The sequence below is a fragment of the Cytobacillus sp. T106 genome, assembly GCF_040492155.1.
Taxonomy (GTDB): Bacteria; Bacillota; Bacilli; order Bacillales; family Cytobacillaceae; genus Bacillus_AB; species Bacillus_AB infantis.
The window spans coordinates 110,460-126,541 of sequence record NZ_JBEUMK010000009.1 but is presented as its reverse complement, the minus strand read 5'-3'; the positions used below and the strand labels follow the sequence as shown (position 1 = coordinate 126,541).

The window sequence follows — 16,082 nt, the reverse complement described above, 5'->3', positions numbered from 1 at the left end:
CTTTCAGAACAAATTTAATAGAATTAGCTCTATCATAACGGAAGAGGGGGGAATGGGCAAAAAAAGGGGATCGGGTGATGTGCTTGAAGGAAAATGCCAAAGTTTCTGAATCTGCCGGACTTCGGGACTCTCTGCCGGAAAAAAGCGCCCGATTCATTTACAGAATCAAGGCGCATTATTTTCTTAGTCATCACTGGCCAGAATGCCGAAGATCCTAAGAATATTGATAAACAGATTAATAAAATCAAGATACAGATTCAGCGCCATGAGCGGCACTTCCTCAGCGCTTACTCCGTACTGCTTCATGCGGTTAAAGTCGAACAGGACATAGCCGCTGAAGACTAGCACGCCGATAAAGGAAAAAGCTAGCAGTGCTGTGGAGCTTAACGGCCAGATCATATGGAAAATGGAGATGCAGATCAGAGCCAGCAGGGCTGCCATCAGCATGCCGCCGAGAAATGAGAGGTCACGCTTGGTTGTGGTTGCATAAAAAGCAAGTCCGCCAAATACAACAGCTGTTGTTCCGACGGCCATCAGGACGGTATTGGCACCTGATGTCGCAATATAATGCGCAATGATCGGGTAGGTTGTAATCCCCGAAATAAAGGTGAAGCTGTACAGAAAAGTGTAGGAAATTGCTTTTTTCTTTCTTAAGAAGAACGCTCCGATCAGCATGGCCAGCTCAAGGATGACGAGCGGCAGAAACAGCGCCGGAGGGATATAGACGCCAGCCATCGTCCCGAGAAAGGCAAATGCCAGTGACAGGGCAAAGGCTCTTAAAACAGATGGAAGATAGCCGGTGTTGGCAGTTTGTGCATACATATGTTTCACCTCATATGAATTGATTACCTTTTATACGCAGAAAATCGGGTAAGGTTTCAATTCATTTTTTCTTCTTTTAATAGATCACGGATTTCTTTCAGCAGTTCTTCCTTCGCATCGACGGTCGGTGCTTCTTCTACCTGCTTTTCCTGTTCATGCCTGCTCTTCAGCCTGTTGATGAACCTGACAAAGAGGAAGATGGAAAAGGCGATGATGACAAAATCAATGATAGATTGGATGAATGCACCATATTTGATGGTAGCGTCCTCGATTTTTACAGACCGCTCGGAAAAATCAACCCCTCCGGTGAGCAGTCCGAGAAATGGCATGACAATATCATTGACGAGCGAGGTGACGATTTTTCCAAAGGCTCCGCCGATGATCACACCGACTGCCAGATCGACCACATTGCCTTTGATGGCAAATTTCTTGAATTCCTTCAGCATACAGGTCATTCCTTTCTTTTTTGTCCAAGGTGTATAGCGATAAAAGTTATTATACTTATAAAAGAGCCGGTTGTTAAGGAGAGAAAAGCTTCCCGCGCATGGTATTGACAGAATCCGGCTTTTTCACTATAGTTACAGAGGACAAAAAAATATACGACATTCCTGCATCATGCAGGAGAGGTTCATAGCAACAAACCCTCTATAAAAAACTATGGTTCTGATAAAATTGATCAGCCATATCCGCGGGGATATGGTTTTTATTTTTTTCGGGCTGATTTTTATATATCGAGGAGCCTCTCTTGTATGCGCAGTACCATATGAGGAGGCTTTTTTCTATGTCTGGAAGAAAAGATGAAGAATTGAAGGATGTTACTTTGCTTGGCAATCAGGGGACACAATATTTGTTTGAATACTCGCCGTCCATCCTGGAGGCTTTTGATAATAAGCACCCGAACCGCGACTATTTCGTGAAATTCAACTGCCCTGAGTTCACAAGCCTGTGCCCGAAAACGGGCCAGCCGGACTTTGCGACCATCTATATCAGCTATATTCCTGATCAGAGGATGGTTGAAAGCAAGTCACTGAAGCTGTATCTGTTCAGCTTCCGCAATCATGGCGACTTTCATGAAGACTGCATGAACATCATCATGAATGATCTGATTGAGCTGATGGATCCGCGCTATATCGAGGTATGGGGCAAATTCACTCCGCGCGGCGGCATTTCCATCGATCCGTATACCAATTACGGAAAGCCGGGCACAAAATATGAAAAGATGGCAGAGTACAGGATGATGAATCACGATCTGTACCCTGAAACCATCGACAACCGTTAAAAGGAGACAGACGTTTTGCTATTATATTTGAATGCCGCATTTGCCGGCCTGCTCATATTATCCAATATTCTTGCCGTCAAACTGTTCAGCCTGGGATCCTGGGCTGTTCTGCCGGCGGCTGTGATTGTTTATGTTTTTACGTATCCAATTACTGATATCATCGGTGAAGTTTATGGAAAAGAAGCTGCCAGGAAGACCGTGCTCGCCGGATTCGTAACACAGCTCCTGTCAGCCGTTTTCATTTTTGCAGCGATCCATCTGCCATCAGCGCCATTCTTTGGAGCGCAGGCTGAATTTGAAACAATTTTAAGCGGAAGCTTCCGCATCACCATTGCAAGCCTTATTTCTTATCTGGTCAGCCAAAACCTGGATGTGTATGTCTTCCATAAGCTGAAGGAAAAGCATGGCAGCAGGAAACTGTGGATCCGCAATAATCTGTCCACAGTCTCAAGCCAGCTGATCGATACCTCTGTGTTCATTCTGATCGCTTTTTACGGCACCATGCCTGCAGGGGCGCTCCTTGCGATGATCGGAACACAATATGCCTTTAAGTTCCTTGTCGCGCTGATTGATACACCGCTGGTTTACCTGCTGGTCGGCATGGCCAGGAAAGAAAAAAAGCAGCCTGCCGAGTTCGCAGGCTGACAGCAGAATCTGCGTCATGAAAACAGCCTCTAGCAGGGGGCTGTTTTTTGATGCTGCTGCATGATGGTGCCAGGTACCATGAAAAGACAATGTGGCCAAAGTGTCCACCGATGGTGCCAGGTACCATGAAAAGACAAACATAGCCAAAGTGTCCACTGAAGGTACCTGGCACCGCAAAAAGATAATTGGGGCAAAAGTGTCCACCAGCGGTGCCTGGCACGGAAACCAAGTTTTTGTTTCTGGTTCGGTGTTTTTGGTTTACAATCAAGGTGGAAATAATTCTTAATTTTTTTGTGAAGGATAATGGGATAAGGAGGGAAGGACTTGGATAATAAAGCCGGGGGGAAGGATCCCCGTTTTAAGGTGGCGAAGAGGGAAGCCTGGATCGGTATCGGTCTTGTCCTTTTTAATTTTCTGTGGTGGTTTGGCTTTGCTTACGGGATGGGCTCAGGTCCTGTCGAAGAGTATACATATATCATGGGGCTGCCTGCCTGGTTTTTCTATAGCTGTGTGGCGGGATTTGCGGTTGTGTTTGTCCTTGTTTGGGCAGCCGTGAAGTTTCTGTTTAAAGAAGTCCCTTTCGATGACAGTGAAGAAGGGGGGAAGGCGGAATGAATATAGGTGTCATTATCCCGCTTCTTGTGTTCCTGGTGGCGATTTTCCTGGTAGGCTTTTGGGCGAGCAGGCATGTCCGCTCGACAGATTCTTTTCTGCAGGAATACTTCCTTGGCGGAAGGGAGCTGGGAGGATTCATCCTCGCCATGACGATGATTGCCACTTACGGCAGCGCCAGCAGCTTCATCGGCGGACCCGGTGTCGCCTACACCCAGGGGCTCGGCTGGGTGCTGCTTGCGATGTCCCAGCTGGTGACAGGCTATTTTGTGCTGATGGTGCTCGGGAAAAAATTTGCGATTGTCGCCAGGCAATATAAGGCTGTCACACTGATCGACTTTTTAAAAGAAAGATATCAGAGCAAGTGGGTGGTGCTGCTCTCAGCACTGAGCATCATCATCTTCCTGTTCGCTTCCATGGCGGCCCAGTGGGTCGGCGGCGCCCGTCTGATCGAATCGCTGACAGGCCTTTCATATGGGACTGCCTTGTTTATTTTCGCCGCATCAGTCCTTGTGTATGTCATCATTGGCGGCTTCAGGGCCGTGGCGGTAACAGATGCGGTCCAGGGAGTCATCATGTTTGTTGGGACCCTGATCCTTCTGATCGCTGTCATTATTGCGGGCGGAGGGATTGGGAATATCATCACCGACCTAAGGACGGAAAACCCTGGGCTTGTTTCGCCGTATGGCTTTGATGGCGGACTGTCCCCGCTCTATGTTTCTTCCTTTTGGATTCTTGTCGGCGTCGGGGTGGTCGGCCTGCCGCAGGTGACTGTCAGGGCAATGAGCTACAAAAACTCCAGGGCCATGCACAGGGCGATCATCATCGGCACCTTTGTGGTCGGCTTTATCATGCTTGGCATGCATTTGATCGGCGTGTTCGCGCGTCCGATCCTGCCTGGTATTGAGGTGGGGGACAAGGTGATGCCGCTCATTGCGATGGAGGTTCTGCCTCCGTGGCTGGCAGGGGTGGTATTGGCCGCTCCGATGGCAGCGATCATGTCGACTGTCGATTCTCTGCTCCTCCTCGTCAGCTCGGCTGTCGTGAAGGATGTGTATCTGAATTATATCAAGCCTGATGCAAGTGAAGGGACGGTTAAGAAGCTGAGCCTCGGCGTTACAGCGGTCCTCGGGATCCTGGTCTGCCTGATGGCGCTCAGTCCGCCGGATCTGATCATCTGGCTCAATCTGTTTTCCTTTGGAGGGCTTGAGGCTGCCTTCATATGGCCGGTCGTCCTTGGCCTGTACTGGAGCAGGGGAAATAAGCATGGAGCCATTGCCTCCATGATCACCGGGGTAGTCTCGTATATCCTTTTTTATACATACTATCCGAATGCCTTTGGCATGAACACAGTCATCATGCCGATCATCCTGTCATTTGCCGCTTACATGCTCATCAGCATGCTGACGGCCGGGACAGCACAGAAAGATATGGGGCAGACAGCCTGAAAAAAAACGGGACAGCTTTTGCAGGTCCCGTCTTTTTGTGTATGAACTAATATTTTATCTTAAAGGAAGAAGACAGCTCGCCCTGGCCATCCAGTTCATCCACTTGCATCTGATCGATCGCCGAGAAGGGGTTCCCTCTCTTTAAATCCCTCATAAAAGAATCCAACTGCTTCTTGTCCCCCATTGCCCGGATCTCCACAGAACCGTCATCCCGGTTGCGCACCCAGCCATTGATGCCGTATTGAACAGCTTTTCTCTGTGCGAAAAAGCGGAATCCCACTCCCTGCACCTTTCCGGAAACTATAATGTTCAAATGGATCATCTTCTTCTCCTCCGGCACCATAATTACCTACATCGTCCCACAAAAGAGGGGCTAATGCAATATTCAAGAAGACAGAAAAAATAAAGGACGGCCCCCATAAAATTTTCCGGCATAACGAATGGTATAGATAGTCTTTAAAAAGAAATAAGATGGAAATACCTGCCTGTAAAAGAAGGGGTTAAAAAAGTTTCCGGTTTTATGTTACAATTAGATTACAAACTGTTTAAAAACCAGTTAAAACAGATTTGTAGAATATAAATGTCTTTGTTAAACTTTAGAAATGTGACCGGCCATGACAGGGAAAAAGCGTCAGCCGGCATCAAAATCGAGCTAAAATGAGTGGGAGATAAGATGAATAAATATATATATGCAATGCTAATGGTGCTGTCAATGTTAACCGCCGCGTGCAGCAATCAGATCCACACATCACTTGCAGAGGAAATTTCGCACAAAACAGAGAAACAGAAAGACGATTCTGCTATCCTGACGATCCAGACAGAAGGCAAGGATAAAAAGGATACTTCATGGCTTAAGGAAAAGTCCCTTTACCGCATTGAAGCGGCCGATGAAGGCCTGGCTTATGAAGTCTATATTTATGCGGAAAATGAAACAACCGTCAAGCTTGAACAAGCAGGCGTTTTAGGAGATAAGCAGGACACGGTGCATGAAGGGAATTATTCAGTCTATATGGCCAAAAAAGGGGCAAAGTCTGCCTTTAAGCAGGATATTCTTTCATCCCTGCCGCTTGTTTTCAATGAAGAAGTAAAAGGGGCGTATCCGCTTAAGCTTGGTGATAAGACCCTGCTTGCCATCGTCCAGCCTGAGGGGGACAGCCGGTTCTCGGCAGAGCTGTACAGCATCCAGAATGGAGAGCTGAAAATCGTCCAGTCCGGTGAGGGAATCAGGTCCATACTCGGACCTGAAATCAAAGCAATCAAACAGGAATACATCCAGACAGTCAATTCTATTGATGACAATGAAGGATGGGTTTTTTCAACATGGGCATTCGACAAGGAAAAGCTGGAAATCAAACAGGTCAGCGAGACGGTCTACGATGATTCTGACATGAAGGACGGCCTGGGCGAAGGGGAAAAATGGTTTGAAATCTGGAGTGCGGCCGAAGAAAACTATCATCCGTTCTACAACATTCAGCTTGAAAAGGGCATTATCGATAAAGCCTCCCAAGGCATACTGACCGGGAGCCAATATCCGATCGGCACGAATATCAATGATGTCAAAAAGGCGAGCCCCCCTTCTATCGAGGCAGGGAAAAAAGGCAAATATGCGTACCTGAAATATCCGGAAGTAACGTATTTTTATGATGAAGCCACACAAGAGGTAGCTGTCGTTTCAATTCCCGGAATCCGCCTGCAGTCAACGCTTGCAGATATCAAGAAAATGTTCGGCGAGCCGTTCAGGGAGAGCAGGAGAGGAACAGAGGTGCTGGCGATCTATGCTGCCGGAAAATACAATATTGATGTGTATGCAGACCAGTCAGGAAAAATAAAGTCTGTTCAGCTTAGGAAGCTTTAAAGGATGAACAGTACGAGGCCGTCCAGATGGTTGATACAGGGCAACCAAGAACGTGATTGTTGGGGTGGATCAGCTGGAGGGGCCTGTCAATTTGAACGTCGTTAACAGCAAAAGCTGCAGGCCTAAATGGCCCGCAGCTTCCTTTTGTTATATCAATTAAAATGCCCAGTCGCCTTTGCGGAAAACAGGCTCTGACTGTCCGTCTTCCTTGATGCCGTCAATATCCATTTCGGCTGAGCCGATCATGAAGTCGACATGTGTAAGGCTTTCGTTCAGGCCATTTTCAGCAAGCTCTTCAGAGGACATTTTTTTGCCGCCCTCGATGCAGAATGCATAAGCGCTTCCGATTGCCAGGTGATTAGAGGCATTTTCGTCAAACAAAGTGTTGTAGAAAAGCAGATTGGACTGTGAGATCGGCGAGTTGAACGGCACAAGGGCTACTTCTCCAAGGTAATGGGAGCCTTCATCTGTCTCAACAAGCTGCTTCAGGATCTCTTCGCCTTCTTCAGCCTTCACATCCACAATGCGCCCGTTTTCAAAGGTAATCGTGAAGTTATCAATGATATTGCCGCCATAGCTGAGTGGCTTTGTGCTGGAAACATGCCCATTGACACCGGTTTTAAGCGGAACGGTAAAGACTTCCTCAGTCGGCATATTAGCCATGAATTCATGGCCTTTTTCATTTACGCTGCCTGCCCCGACCCACAGATGCTTCTCAGGAAGCTCGATGGTCAAATCAGTGCCTGGCGCTGTATAATGCAGCTTTTTGAAGCCTTTGCTGTTCAGGTAATCGACTTTTTCATGCAGGGAAGCGTCATGATCCTTCCATGCCTGCACAGGATCTTCAAGGTCTGCGCGCGTTGCTTTAAAAATCGCATCCCAAAGTTTTTCCACGCGGCTTTCCTTAGGATCGTCTGCGAATACTTTGTCTGCCCAGCCTTCAGATGGGACAGCGATGACCGTCCAGCTTACCTTATCAGACTGTGCGTAGCGGCGGTATTTGCTCAGCGCTTTCCCGGCTGCTTTTTGGAAATTGGCGATCCGCTCGGATTTGACCCCTTTGAGCAGGTCAGGGCTTGCAGATACGATTGACATGAACGCAGCGCCCTTCTCTGCGAGGTCTTCCATTTCCTTGGCGCGGAACTCAGGATACTCTGTAAAAGATTCCTCAGGCGCTAGATCATACTTCAGGCGTGTCACTGTATCATCAGACCAGTTGACCACCACATTGGCTGCTCCTGTTTCATAGGCTTTTTTAACGGCAAGGCGTACAAACTCTGCTGCATCAAGTGCTGCGTTGATTACAAGCGTCTGGCCCTCCTGGACATTGACGCCGACCTTGACTGCCAGCTCGGCATATTTTTCGAGATTTTGCAGGAATTGGCTCATATTATGTATCTCCTTTTTCAGAATCTTCTTCTACATTTTATCGGTTTCTGCGTGAAAAAGAAACAGTTTGGCCTGATTCCTTTTTCACGGGAAAAATGCAAGGCCCCCTAATACGAACCTGCAATGGGAGCACCGGGATACCTCCCATCAGGTTATTTTAAAAATGAAAAAGCCGGCTTATCGCCGGCCTTAAATCGAGTTTTGTCTGGCAGGGTGTTTTTCCTGCTTTTCATATAAGGCAAACATGAGCCAATAAAGAAATGCGCTTATCACTGCAAGCACCGCGAGAATGGCAAAGGTCCAGTCATAGCCGATCCAGACGGTCAGTGGAATCGATATGGGAGCGATGGTCTTCCCGACGGTAAAACGAAGGCTGGCTGCTGCAAAATACTGGCCCCTCATATGCTCCGGGGCGATGCGCGACACAAAGCTCTGCTGAAGCCCGACCGCCATCAGCTCTCCTAAAGTAAAGATGGCCATGGCAATGATCAGGCCCCAGATCCACTGCGTCTGCCCGAACATAATAATGCTGGCAGCGTAGAAAAGGGAAGAGGTGACAAATACATTCCGCTCTTTAAATTTGGCTGCATATCTAGTGACAGCGACTGTGAACAATGCCACCAGGAATCCATTTTCCGAGAGCAGGACGCCAAAGGCCTGCTCGCCGTGGACAGTGAACGACCAGTTTCCGATGCTGAAGAGGGACTGGTTGTCGACGGCCTCTTTCGTATAAACAGGGATCAGCAGGTCCAGCTGCATGAATGTCTGGGCAGCAAGGACGCCTGCGATGATAAAAAGCAGGAAGGTCCTGTCCCTGAAAATGATGCCGTAATCCTTCACCTGGGCCCCAAGGAAGCTGTACCATTTATCATTTTCCCCTGCGACAGCTGTATTCTCCGGAACCGTTTCGCGCGTCCATTTCGCCAGAACCAATGCGAGCAGGATGCAGACAATGCCCGCGATCAAGAGGAGCTGTGAGCGGTACTGCACATAAAAGAGCGCCCCAAGGATCGGCCCGACAACCACCGCAATATTGATGGAAGTATAAAAGATCGCAAACACATCGCTGCGGTGCTTTTCCTCGACCACGTCGGCCACCATCGCCTGGCTTGCCGGCCAGTAGAAGGCGCCGAACACTCCGACAAAGGTGAAGCAGATAAAGCCGAGCCAATAGGATTCGATGGCAGGGGAGCTGGCAATGGCAAACAGGATAAAGCAGATCCCCTGCCCGAAGGCCGACAGCACCATCATCGTCTTCCTGCCGAAACGGTCGGCGCAATAGCCGCCCATCAGGTTCGCCAATACAGAAAACACCTGCGATAAAATAAGCAGAAGGCCGGCCTTATCCTTGCCGAACGCCTCCGCAAAATAAATCGTCAAAAACGGAAAAAACATCCAAAACGTAATATTCATCAAAGATTCGCCGAACAGGCGCACCTTCAGATTAAAATCCCAATCTCTGATTCTCATGCTGAAATCCTCACTTCTCTGGTCAATATCGCTATCATACTACCTTTTTGAAAAAAATGACAGGTGCATGAGTGCTGAATTTTCTTTTGAAGAGAGGGTGAGGACTTTAATAGACAAAGAACAGCATGATGGTTGTAACAGCTCCAACCCAGATGGCGAGGAGGATGCAATAGCCCATAATATGGCGGATATGCAGGCCGACCACGCTCAGGATCGGGAGTGCCCAGAAAGGCTGGATCAAATTAGTCCAGGCATCTCCCCAGCCGACAGCCATAGCAGTGACTGCGGGGTCAACTCCGAGCTGGAGCCCTGCCGGAACCTGCAGTGGACCCTGAAGCGCCCATTGGCCACCGCCTGAAGGGGCAAGAATATTCACAAGGCCTGCTGACCAGTAGGTGAAAATGTCAAAGGTATCCTTGCCTGCTATGGAAGCCATGCCGTTAATCATAGATTCGGCGATTCCGGAACTGCCGAGCATGCTTATGATCCCTGCATAAAATGGGAACTGCAGAATGATGGGCGATATAGCCCCTGCAGCATCCTTGAAGGCAGCAGCATAACTGGTAAGGGAGCCATGGAAAAGGAGCCCGAGTGATAAAAAGGCAATATTGATCAGATTCAAGTCAATGTCCCGGCCATTCCAAAATTCATAAACCAGATATCCGAGCCCGATGATTCCAATCAGACTTCCTAATATTCTTGTTTTTTCAAGAGAGGAAGCAGGGGTGCTTTCTTCAGGAGCTATCCTGCTTTTTTCAGTCTTTGCCTCGTCTGCCGGCTTATAAGGTAGAATCCCTTTTTTAGGGGCCATGAAATAAATGAAGAGCGGAATCGTTGCCAGCAGCACGAGAAAAATCGCGATGGTGCCAGGGTGAAAAATAGTTTCTGACGTCGGGATTACCCCAGTCAAATCTTCAAGAAAGTGGTCCTTCGTCGCTACAGTCAGCCCGATAGAGCTGGACAGGCCGGCTGTATACAGTACGGTCGGCGCATAGGCAGCAGCAACTAGCAAAGGAAAATGGGCATTCTGGTTTCGCCTGCCGACTTCCCTCGCCATAATGGCACCTACAACAACCGCCAGTCCCCAGTTCACATAATAAGCAGCCGCAGACACAAGGAAAGTCAGAATATAAGCCTGGCCTGCTGTTTGCGCTTTTGAAGAAAGTGCCGCAAGCAGTCTCTGTACAAAAGGCACCGAAGCAAGCGCCATTCCCGTCATGAGCAGCAGTACCATCTGCATCGTAAACGCCAGATACACCCAGAACCCATCTCCGAAAGACTTAACAAGCTCCATCGGCTCCTGCGGCTTCATCAGGAAACCGGCAGCAAAAACAGCTAAAGTCATCAGCACAGCAATGACAAAAGCATCCGGCAAATACCTTTCTACCAGTCTCGAAAAACGATCTGCCAGTTTTGTCAGCATCTCATCACTCCTTCCATAATTAGTAGATGACTATGGACGAAGAGATGGAAATATTCGTTAAAAGTCTTGAACGGGGGAAGGAGAGGGAGAGATAACAAAGTCTTATCAGGCAACAGATGGTGCGAAGAGTATGTCAGGCACGGCAAATGGACAAATAGAGGGAAAGTGTCTTTTGAAGGTGCCAGGCACTCTCTAGTGCTATGGCGCCTTCCGAAAGTTTCGCAGCCTCCCTCTGAACGAATGGCCTTTCGGGCAAAAGCCTTCCGAGGCATTCGGAACCTCTTTCGGAACCTGTCCGCTTATTTATAAATCTCTCGGAACCCCCCTCCGAAAGCTTCGGAGGGGCATGATAAATTCTTATGTGACGCCAAAACTGCCTGTTCCGGGAAGCAAGGGGAGTCGGGAACGTGCCTGCAGTCTCAGCCTTCAGCCTATAAAAAGACCCCAGCCGCTGCCGGCCGGGGTCCTGTTATCAATCTTCGTCCTTCATGGCCGCTTTCAGCAGATCGCCGAGGCTGGTTCCGAAGGATTCTTCGTTTTTGCTGTATTTCTGCACAAGCTTGCGTTCTTCCCGCTTGTTGACAGCTTTCTTTTTATCCTGCGCCTTCTCTACAACATTGCACGGGCGGCACTGGAAGTAGGTGCCGGCCTTGCCGTTGTGGATCTCCATTTTTTTATGGCACTGCGGGCAGCGGCGGTTGGATAGCTTCGGATCCTTGCGCTTCCGGTAGCTGCATTCCATGTCAGAGCAGACGAGCACTTTGCCGTCTTTCGTATTGCGCTCTTTCAGGAAGGAGCCGCATTCCGGGCATTTTGAGCCGGTCAGATTATGGGCTCTGTACGATTTATCGCTCGTCTTGATTTCGGATACCAGCTGCTGTGTCTGCTGGCGGATCTTTTTCAGGAATTCCTTCGGGCTCGCTTTTCCGCGCGCGATCGCTTCAAGCTCCTGCTCCCATTTGGCTGTGAGCTCAGGTGATTTAAGATCCTCGTTCACAAGGTCCATCAGCTGCTTGCCCTTCCCTGTAGGGTGGAGGCGTCCGCCGTTCTGGCGTTCAACTGCTTCGGTCGTAAGCAGGCGTTCAATGATCTCTGCCCTTGTTGCCGGTGTCCCGAGGCTGTATTTCTCCATTTGGGATAAAATATCGGCCTCGGTATAGCGACCAGGCGGCTCAGTCAGTTTTTGCTCGGAAGAAACTGATTTTACCGTCAGGGTCTGGCCTTTTGAGAGGGAAGAGAGATTCAGCTTCAATTCCTTTTCTTCTCCCTTGCCTGTCACCTGCCGGAAGCCTTCTTCAATGACGGCGGTTTCTCTTGTTGAAAAGATTTCGCCGTTCAGATCAAAGGAAGCTTGAATGGTTTCATATTTGTACGGCTCATGGAAAAGGGCCAGGAAGCGGCGGACAATGATGTCGTACAGCTTTTTCTCATCACTGTCCAGGTCGCTCAGATGAAGGCGCTCCTCGGTCGGGATGATGGCATGGTGATCGGTCACCTTTTCATTGTTGAACACGCGCTTGGCAAGGACCTTCCCTTTTTTGGCCAGTAGCGGCTTCACTTCATCCCTGTAGCCTGAGGCGATTCCATGGAGGCGGTCCAGCATCGTTGCTTCCATATCCTTTGTCAGGTAGCGGGAATCTGTCCTTGGATAGGTGACGAGCTTGTATTGCTCATACAATCGCTGCAGGACATTGGATGTCTTTTTCGCCGAAAAACCGAAGCGCTTATTGGCATCCCGCTGCAGCTCGGTCAGATCATAAGGAAGCGGCTGCTGCTCGCTTTTTTCCTTGCGGCTGATAGACTGGATTACGGCTTTTGCTGAATCGGTTTTTGCAACGATGGCTTCGGCTGTTTCTTTAGAAAAAGTCCTTTTCTCGCCGTTCTTTTCCCAGTCTGCCTTAAACGGCCCAACCTGGGCGGAAATCGTCCAGTATTCCTTCGGGGTGAAGGATTGGATCATTTTCTCCCTTTCCATGATCAGGGCAAGCGTCGGTGTCTGTACACGCCCGGCAGACAGCGGGTCATTATATTTCGTCGTCAAGGCACGTGTCACATTCAAACCGATCAGCCAGTCGGCTTCAGCACGGCATACCGCTGAATCGTAAAGGGCGAGGAACTGATCCCCGGGCTTCAGGCTTTGAAAGCCTTCTTTAATCGCACGGTCTGTGACAGAGGAGATCCACAGGCGCTTGACCTGCTTTTTCCAATAAATCTTCTCAAGAATCCAGCGGGCTACCAGCTCACCTTCACGTCCGGCATCAGTCGCGATGATGATTTCATTGATGTCCTTCCGCTTGGAAAGCGTGTCGATGGCCCGGAACTGGTGGCTCGTCTGCTTCATGACCTTTAGCCCCATCCGGTCAGGGATGATCGGCAGGTCTTCCAGGTTCCAATGCTTGAATTTTGTATCATAATTCTCAGGCATTTTCAGCTCAACCAGATGGCCGAGCGCCCAAGTGACAATGTATTTATTTCCTTCTATATAAGATTTATGTGTCTGCGTACAGCCGAGCACACGGGCAATCTCCCGGGCCACGCTCGGTTTTTCCGCAAGTACGAGTGATTTCATGTAAAGCTCCTTTCAAATCTGTGCTTCCTCTATAAGTATAACGGAAACGCAGGAAAAATTGTAATGGACAAAACGGAATGGGAACCCGATAAAAAGGATATACAGTAAATATCAGTGCCTGGCACCAAAGACCCTTATAAAAAAGGGGCAGCGATGTTAAAATAATGCAGGACAGGTTGTTTTTTTTCCTCATTTTTATACTTTATAAAATAGAACAGGCAAGCTTGTTCTCCTTTTTTTAACCCAAAAACAGAACATACGTTCTAAAGATGGAGGTGGCAAAATGGAAGGCAGGGAGCCAAGTTTGGTGGTTCGTGAATTTTTGAGGCAGGAAGAGCATCAAAAGCTGTATGAGACTTATCTGGATGATCCCCATGAGAAAAATAAAGCCCGGCTCGAAGCAGCCTTTAAAAGGTACTTCAGACATATCCGCTTCGTTTCTTATTTAAATAAGACTATATATTATGAGTCAAGGAAGTTCGACATGAAGGCGCGGGAATTGCGCGCCAGGTATCAGCTCACCCTGGATCGGCCTGCAGCAGAAGCAGAGAGCGGCGCAGAACCGCTGACACAGCTCCTCGAAGATGAGACGGCGCTCCAGCCTTTCATGGAAATCCCCTCCGGAAGGCTGGAAGATTACACAGCCGATCCCCGGCTCGCCAGAATCATCAAAGAACTGACACCAAGGCAGCAGGAAATTCTCTTTTACGCATTTGTCCGCAGCCTCCCTGATGCCGAAACAGCCAGATTGCTCGGCATCAGCCCGCAGGCAGTATCAAAGACCAAAAATAAAGCGATTGAAACCATAAGGAGGAAATACAATGCTTGAACAGCTGAATCTTTTGCAGATCATCGGCAATTTTGGATTCCCCATCGCCATCACCATGTATTTGCTGCACCGCTATGAAAACCGGTTCGAACAGCTGAAAATGAAAATGGAGGACATTTCCCGAAGCATCGCACAGATTGAAAAAGACAAAGGGTGAAAGCATGAATTTGTCACAGCAGGAAATAGAGGAAATCATGAAGGCCATCGAGCCTAAAATCAAAAAATCCTTATACCAGACAGGCAAGGAAAACCGGGAGGACCTCGAGCAGGAGCTGCGCGAAGCCGTCCTCCGCAAGCTCCGCGACAACAAACTTGAGGAAGTTCCCGGCTTTTTCGAGATGATGGAGGGAGGGGAGAGAAGGTAGAGAAGGCAGAGAAGGTGACAGGCACCTATACCAGTTATAGACCAGTTGCAAACGGCTTGAGGTTAGCCGTTCAGGACTGCGGGTAAAGGGAAAGACAAACTTTCTACCCGGTTTTTTTCTTCCCTGCCGCATTGAAGTGGTATAATGGCTGTAAGCTGCGGGTGCCAGGCATGAGACTAGTGCCTGGCACCGGCGTACATATTATGTTGCTGGAGTGTGATGGAAGCCTGTGCGATTACGATTTACGAAATCTATCCCCAATCTGGTCACTCAAGGAAACCTGTACTGCGGTTTCCTCTCTATAGGATTTGCAGCGAACGGCCAATTCAAAAATGCGGCGATCCTCATTCTGATCGGCATGATGCTCGACAGCATGGACGGCAGACTTGCCCGGATGCTGAAGGCTGACAGCGCGCTCGGAAAAGAGCTCGACTCGCTCGCAGACATCGTCACTTTCGGAGTGGCGCCGTCCTTTTTAGTGTATTATACATATTTCTATCAATTCGACCTTCTTGGCCTTGCCATCGCTGGCCTTTTCCCGCTCTTTGGAGCATTCAGGCTCGCCAGGTTCAATATCAGTTCCCCAAAATCGTCCATGAATTATTTCGTCGGCGTCCCGATCACAGCCGCAGGAGGCATCATGGCACTCCTCACGCTGTTCGGGGACAAAATCCCGAATATCGTCACGACTGTCATTTTTACCGCATTATGCTTTCTAATGGTCTCGAAAATCAGGATCCCAAGCCTGAAGGAAGTCCCGCTTCCGAAATACGGAACCATCGTTACCATCTTTCTCGGCTGCCTTCTGTATCTGATCTACAAAGGGACATACGGCCAATTTCCCTACCTGATCTATATTGCAGCACCCATGTATATCGCCTATCTGGCCTATATCTTTGTAAAAGGGAAAAATAAGAAGGATATCGACTGAAAAAACCGCTGAGAAGCGGTTTTTTTGATTGGGCGGAGATTTCGAGGCGGAGGATGATCCGGTAATGTGGTTAATGAGGTGTGCGGATGAAGGGAGAGAGCTCTGTGAGGCGGGGAATCTACCGAACTAGCGAATTAATCTACCGATTGAGAGCATTAATCTACCGAATTAGCGATTAATTTAACCAATTGAGCGGATAATCTACCAACTCCGCGAAATCGGCTGCAAATTCGTGGTTTTTAACCAGTTGGAGAGCGGGAGCAGCCAGGGTTCGCGGTATTTTTATGAGTGGGGTGCTTCCATTGCGGCTATTTTAATGGTATGAGAGCGGAATCTACCGAACTAGCTAACGATTCTACCGATTGAGAGCATTAATCTACCGAATTAGCGATTAATTTAATCAATTGAGCGGATAATCTACCAACTCAATCATTCATCCACCCGA

The 16,082-nt window shown here is 48.7% G+C and carries 16 protein-coding genes; 9 read left to right on the top strand and 7 right to left on the bottom strand.

The window, feature by feature from the left end:
* Nucleotides 1-183: 183 nt before the first annotated feature.
* Both ABU165_RS16505 and mscL read right to left on the bottom strand, forming a co-directional pair.
* Nucleotides 184-822, bottom strand: a complete 639-nt coding sequence (locus ABU165_RS16505; protein WP_009792188.1) for a Bax inhibitor-1/YccA family protein — start codon at nucleotides 820-822, stop codon at nucleotides 184-186.
* 56 nt (nucleotides 823-878) lie between these two features.
* Nucleotides 879-1,268, bottom strand: a complete 390-nt coding sequence (mscL, locus tag ABU165_RS16500) for a large conductance mechanosensitive channel protein MscL (protein WP_009792187.1) — start codon at nucleotides 1,266-1,268, stop codon at nucleotides 879-881.
* Nucleotides 1,269-1,603: 335 nt separating this feature from the next.
* Here mscL and queF point away from each other — a divergent pair, with 335 nt between their 5' ends.
* The 4 genes from queF (at nucleotide 1,604) to panF (ending at nucleotide 4,806) form a co-directional block, all read left to right on the top strand.
* Nucleotides 1,604-2,101, top strand: a complete 498-nt coding sequence (gene queF / locus ABU165_RS16495; protein ID WP_009792185.1) for a preQ(1) synthase — start codon at nucleotides 1,604-1,606, stop codon at nucleotides 2,099-2,101.
* 15 nt (nucleotides 2,102-2,116) lie between these two features.
* Complete coding sequence (locus ABU165_RS16490; protein ID WP_224950961.1) at nucleotides 2,117-2,746, top strand: queuosine precursor transporter; 630 nt, start codon at nucleotides 2,117-2,119, stop codon at nucleotides 2,744-2,746.
* A 324-nt stretch (nucleotides 2,747-3,070) separates the two neighbouring features.
* Nucleotides 3,071-3,361 carry a YhdT family protein gene (locus ABU165_RS16485; RefSeq protein ID WP_094769790.1) on the top strand — a complete coding sequence of 97 codons (291 nt, stop codon included), beginning with the start codon at nucleotides 3,071-3,073 and terminating at the stop codon, nucleotides 3,359-3,361.
* On the top strand, nucleotides 3,358-4,806 hold the full coding sequence (panF, locus tag ABU165_RS16480; RefSeq protein ID WP_009792182.1) for a sodium/pantothenate symporter: 1,449 nt from the start codon (nucleotides 3,358-3,360) through the stop codon (nucleotides 4,804-4,806). Before ABU165_RS16485 ends, panF begins: the two co-directional genes overlap by 4 nt.
* A 46-nt stretch (nucleotides 4,807-4,852) precedes the next feature.
* On the opposite strand, the gene ABU165_RS16475 is transcribed toward panF, so the two are convergent.
* Complete coding sequence (locus ABU165_RS16475; protein ID WP_129613995.1) at nucleotides 4,853-5,128, bottom strand: acylphosphatase; 276 nt, start codon at nucleotides 5,126-5,128, stop codon at nucleotides 4,853-4,855.
* A gap of 351 nt (nucleotides 5,129-5,479) precedes the next feature.
* Here ABU165_RS16475 and ABU165_RS16470 point away from each other — a divergent pair, with 351 nt between their 5' ends.
* Nucleotides 5,480-6,661 carry a DUF4309 domain-containing protein gene (locus ABU165_RS16470; RefSeq protein WP_094769793.1) on the top strand — a complete coding sequence of 394 codons (1,182 nt, stop codon included), beginning with the start codon at nucleotides 5,480-5,482 and terminating at the stop codon, nucleotides 6,659-6,661.
* 156 nt (nucleotides 6,662-6,817) lie between these two features.
* Here ABU165_RS16470 and ABU165_RS16465 read toward each other — a convergent pair whose 3' ends face one another.
* The 4 genes from ABU165_RS16465 to ABU165_RS16450 all read right to left on the bottom strand — a co-directional run bounded on the left by ABU165_RS16465 (nucleotide 6,818) and on the right by ABU165_RS16450 (nucleotide 13,512).
* Nucleotides 6,818-8,050 carry an aminopeptidase gene (locus ABU165_RS16465; RefSeq protein ID WP_009792177.1) on the bottom strand — a complete coding sequence of 411 codons (1,233 nt, stop codon included), beginning with the start codon at nucleotides 8,048-8,050 and terminating at the stop codon, nucleotides 6,818-6,820.
* Between the two features lie 189 nt (nucleotides 8,051-8,239).
* Nucleotides 8,240-9,520 (bottom strand): MDR family MFS transporter, encoded by a 1,281-nt coding sequence (locus ABU165_RS16460; protein WP_318060489.1) that lies wholly within the window; start codon nucleotides 9,518-9,520, stop codon nucleotides 8,240-8,242.
* Between the two features lie 106 nt (nucleotides 9,521-9,626).
* Entirely contained in the window at nucleotides 9,627-10,943 is a 1,317-nt protein-coding gene (locus ABU165_RS16455; RefSeq protein ID WP_318060488.1) for a short-chain fatty acid transporter, read from the bottom strand.
* Between the two features lie 472 nt (nucleotides 10,944-11,415).
* Entirely contained in the window at nucleotides 11,416-13,512 is a 2,097-nt protein-coding gene (locus ABU165_RS16450; protein ID WP_022543364.1) for a DNA topoisomerase III, read from the bottom strand.
* Between the two features lie 283 nt (nucleotides 13,513-13,795).
* Here ABU165_RS16450 and ABU165_RS16445 point away from each other — a divergent pair, with 283 nt between their 5' ends.
* From ABU165_RS16445 to pssA, 4 genes are all read left to right on the top strand, one after another.
* Nucleotides 13,796-14,341 carry a sigma factor-like helix-turn-helix DNA-binding protein gene (locus ABU165_RS16445; protein WP_101551177.1) on the top strand — a complete coding sequence of 182 codons (546 nt, stop codon included), beginning with the start codon at nucleotides 13,796-13,798 and terminating at the stop codon, nucleotides 14,339-14,341.
* Nucleotides 14,334-14,498 (top strand): YvrJ family protein, encoded by a 165-nt coding sequence (locus ABU165_RS16440; RefSeq protein WP_101551179.1) that lies wholly within the window; start codon nucleotides 14,334-14,336, stop codon nucleotides 14,496-14,498. The genes ABU165_RS16445 and ABU165_RS16440 overlap by 8 nt, the downstream gene beginning before the upstream one ends.
* A gap of 4 nt (nucleotides 14,499-14,502) precedes the next feature.
* Nucleotides 14,503-14,706: a hypothetical protein gene (locus tag ABU165_RS16435; protein WP_035401818.1), complete on the top strand. Its 204-nt coding sequence runs from the start codon at nucleotides 14,503-14,505 to the stop codon at nucleotides 14,704-14,706.
* Between the two features lie 229 nt (nucleotides 14,707-14,935).
* Nucleotides 14,936-15,637 (top strand): CDP-diacylglycerol--serine O-phosphatidyltransferase, encoded by a 702-nt coding sequence (pssA, locus tag ABU165_RS16430; RefSeq protein WP_022543365.1) that lies wholly within the window; start codon nucleotides 14,936-14,938, stop codon nucleotides 15,635-15,637.
* The last annotated feature ends 445 nt before the right edge of the window (nucleotides 15,638-16,082 follow it).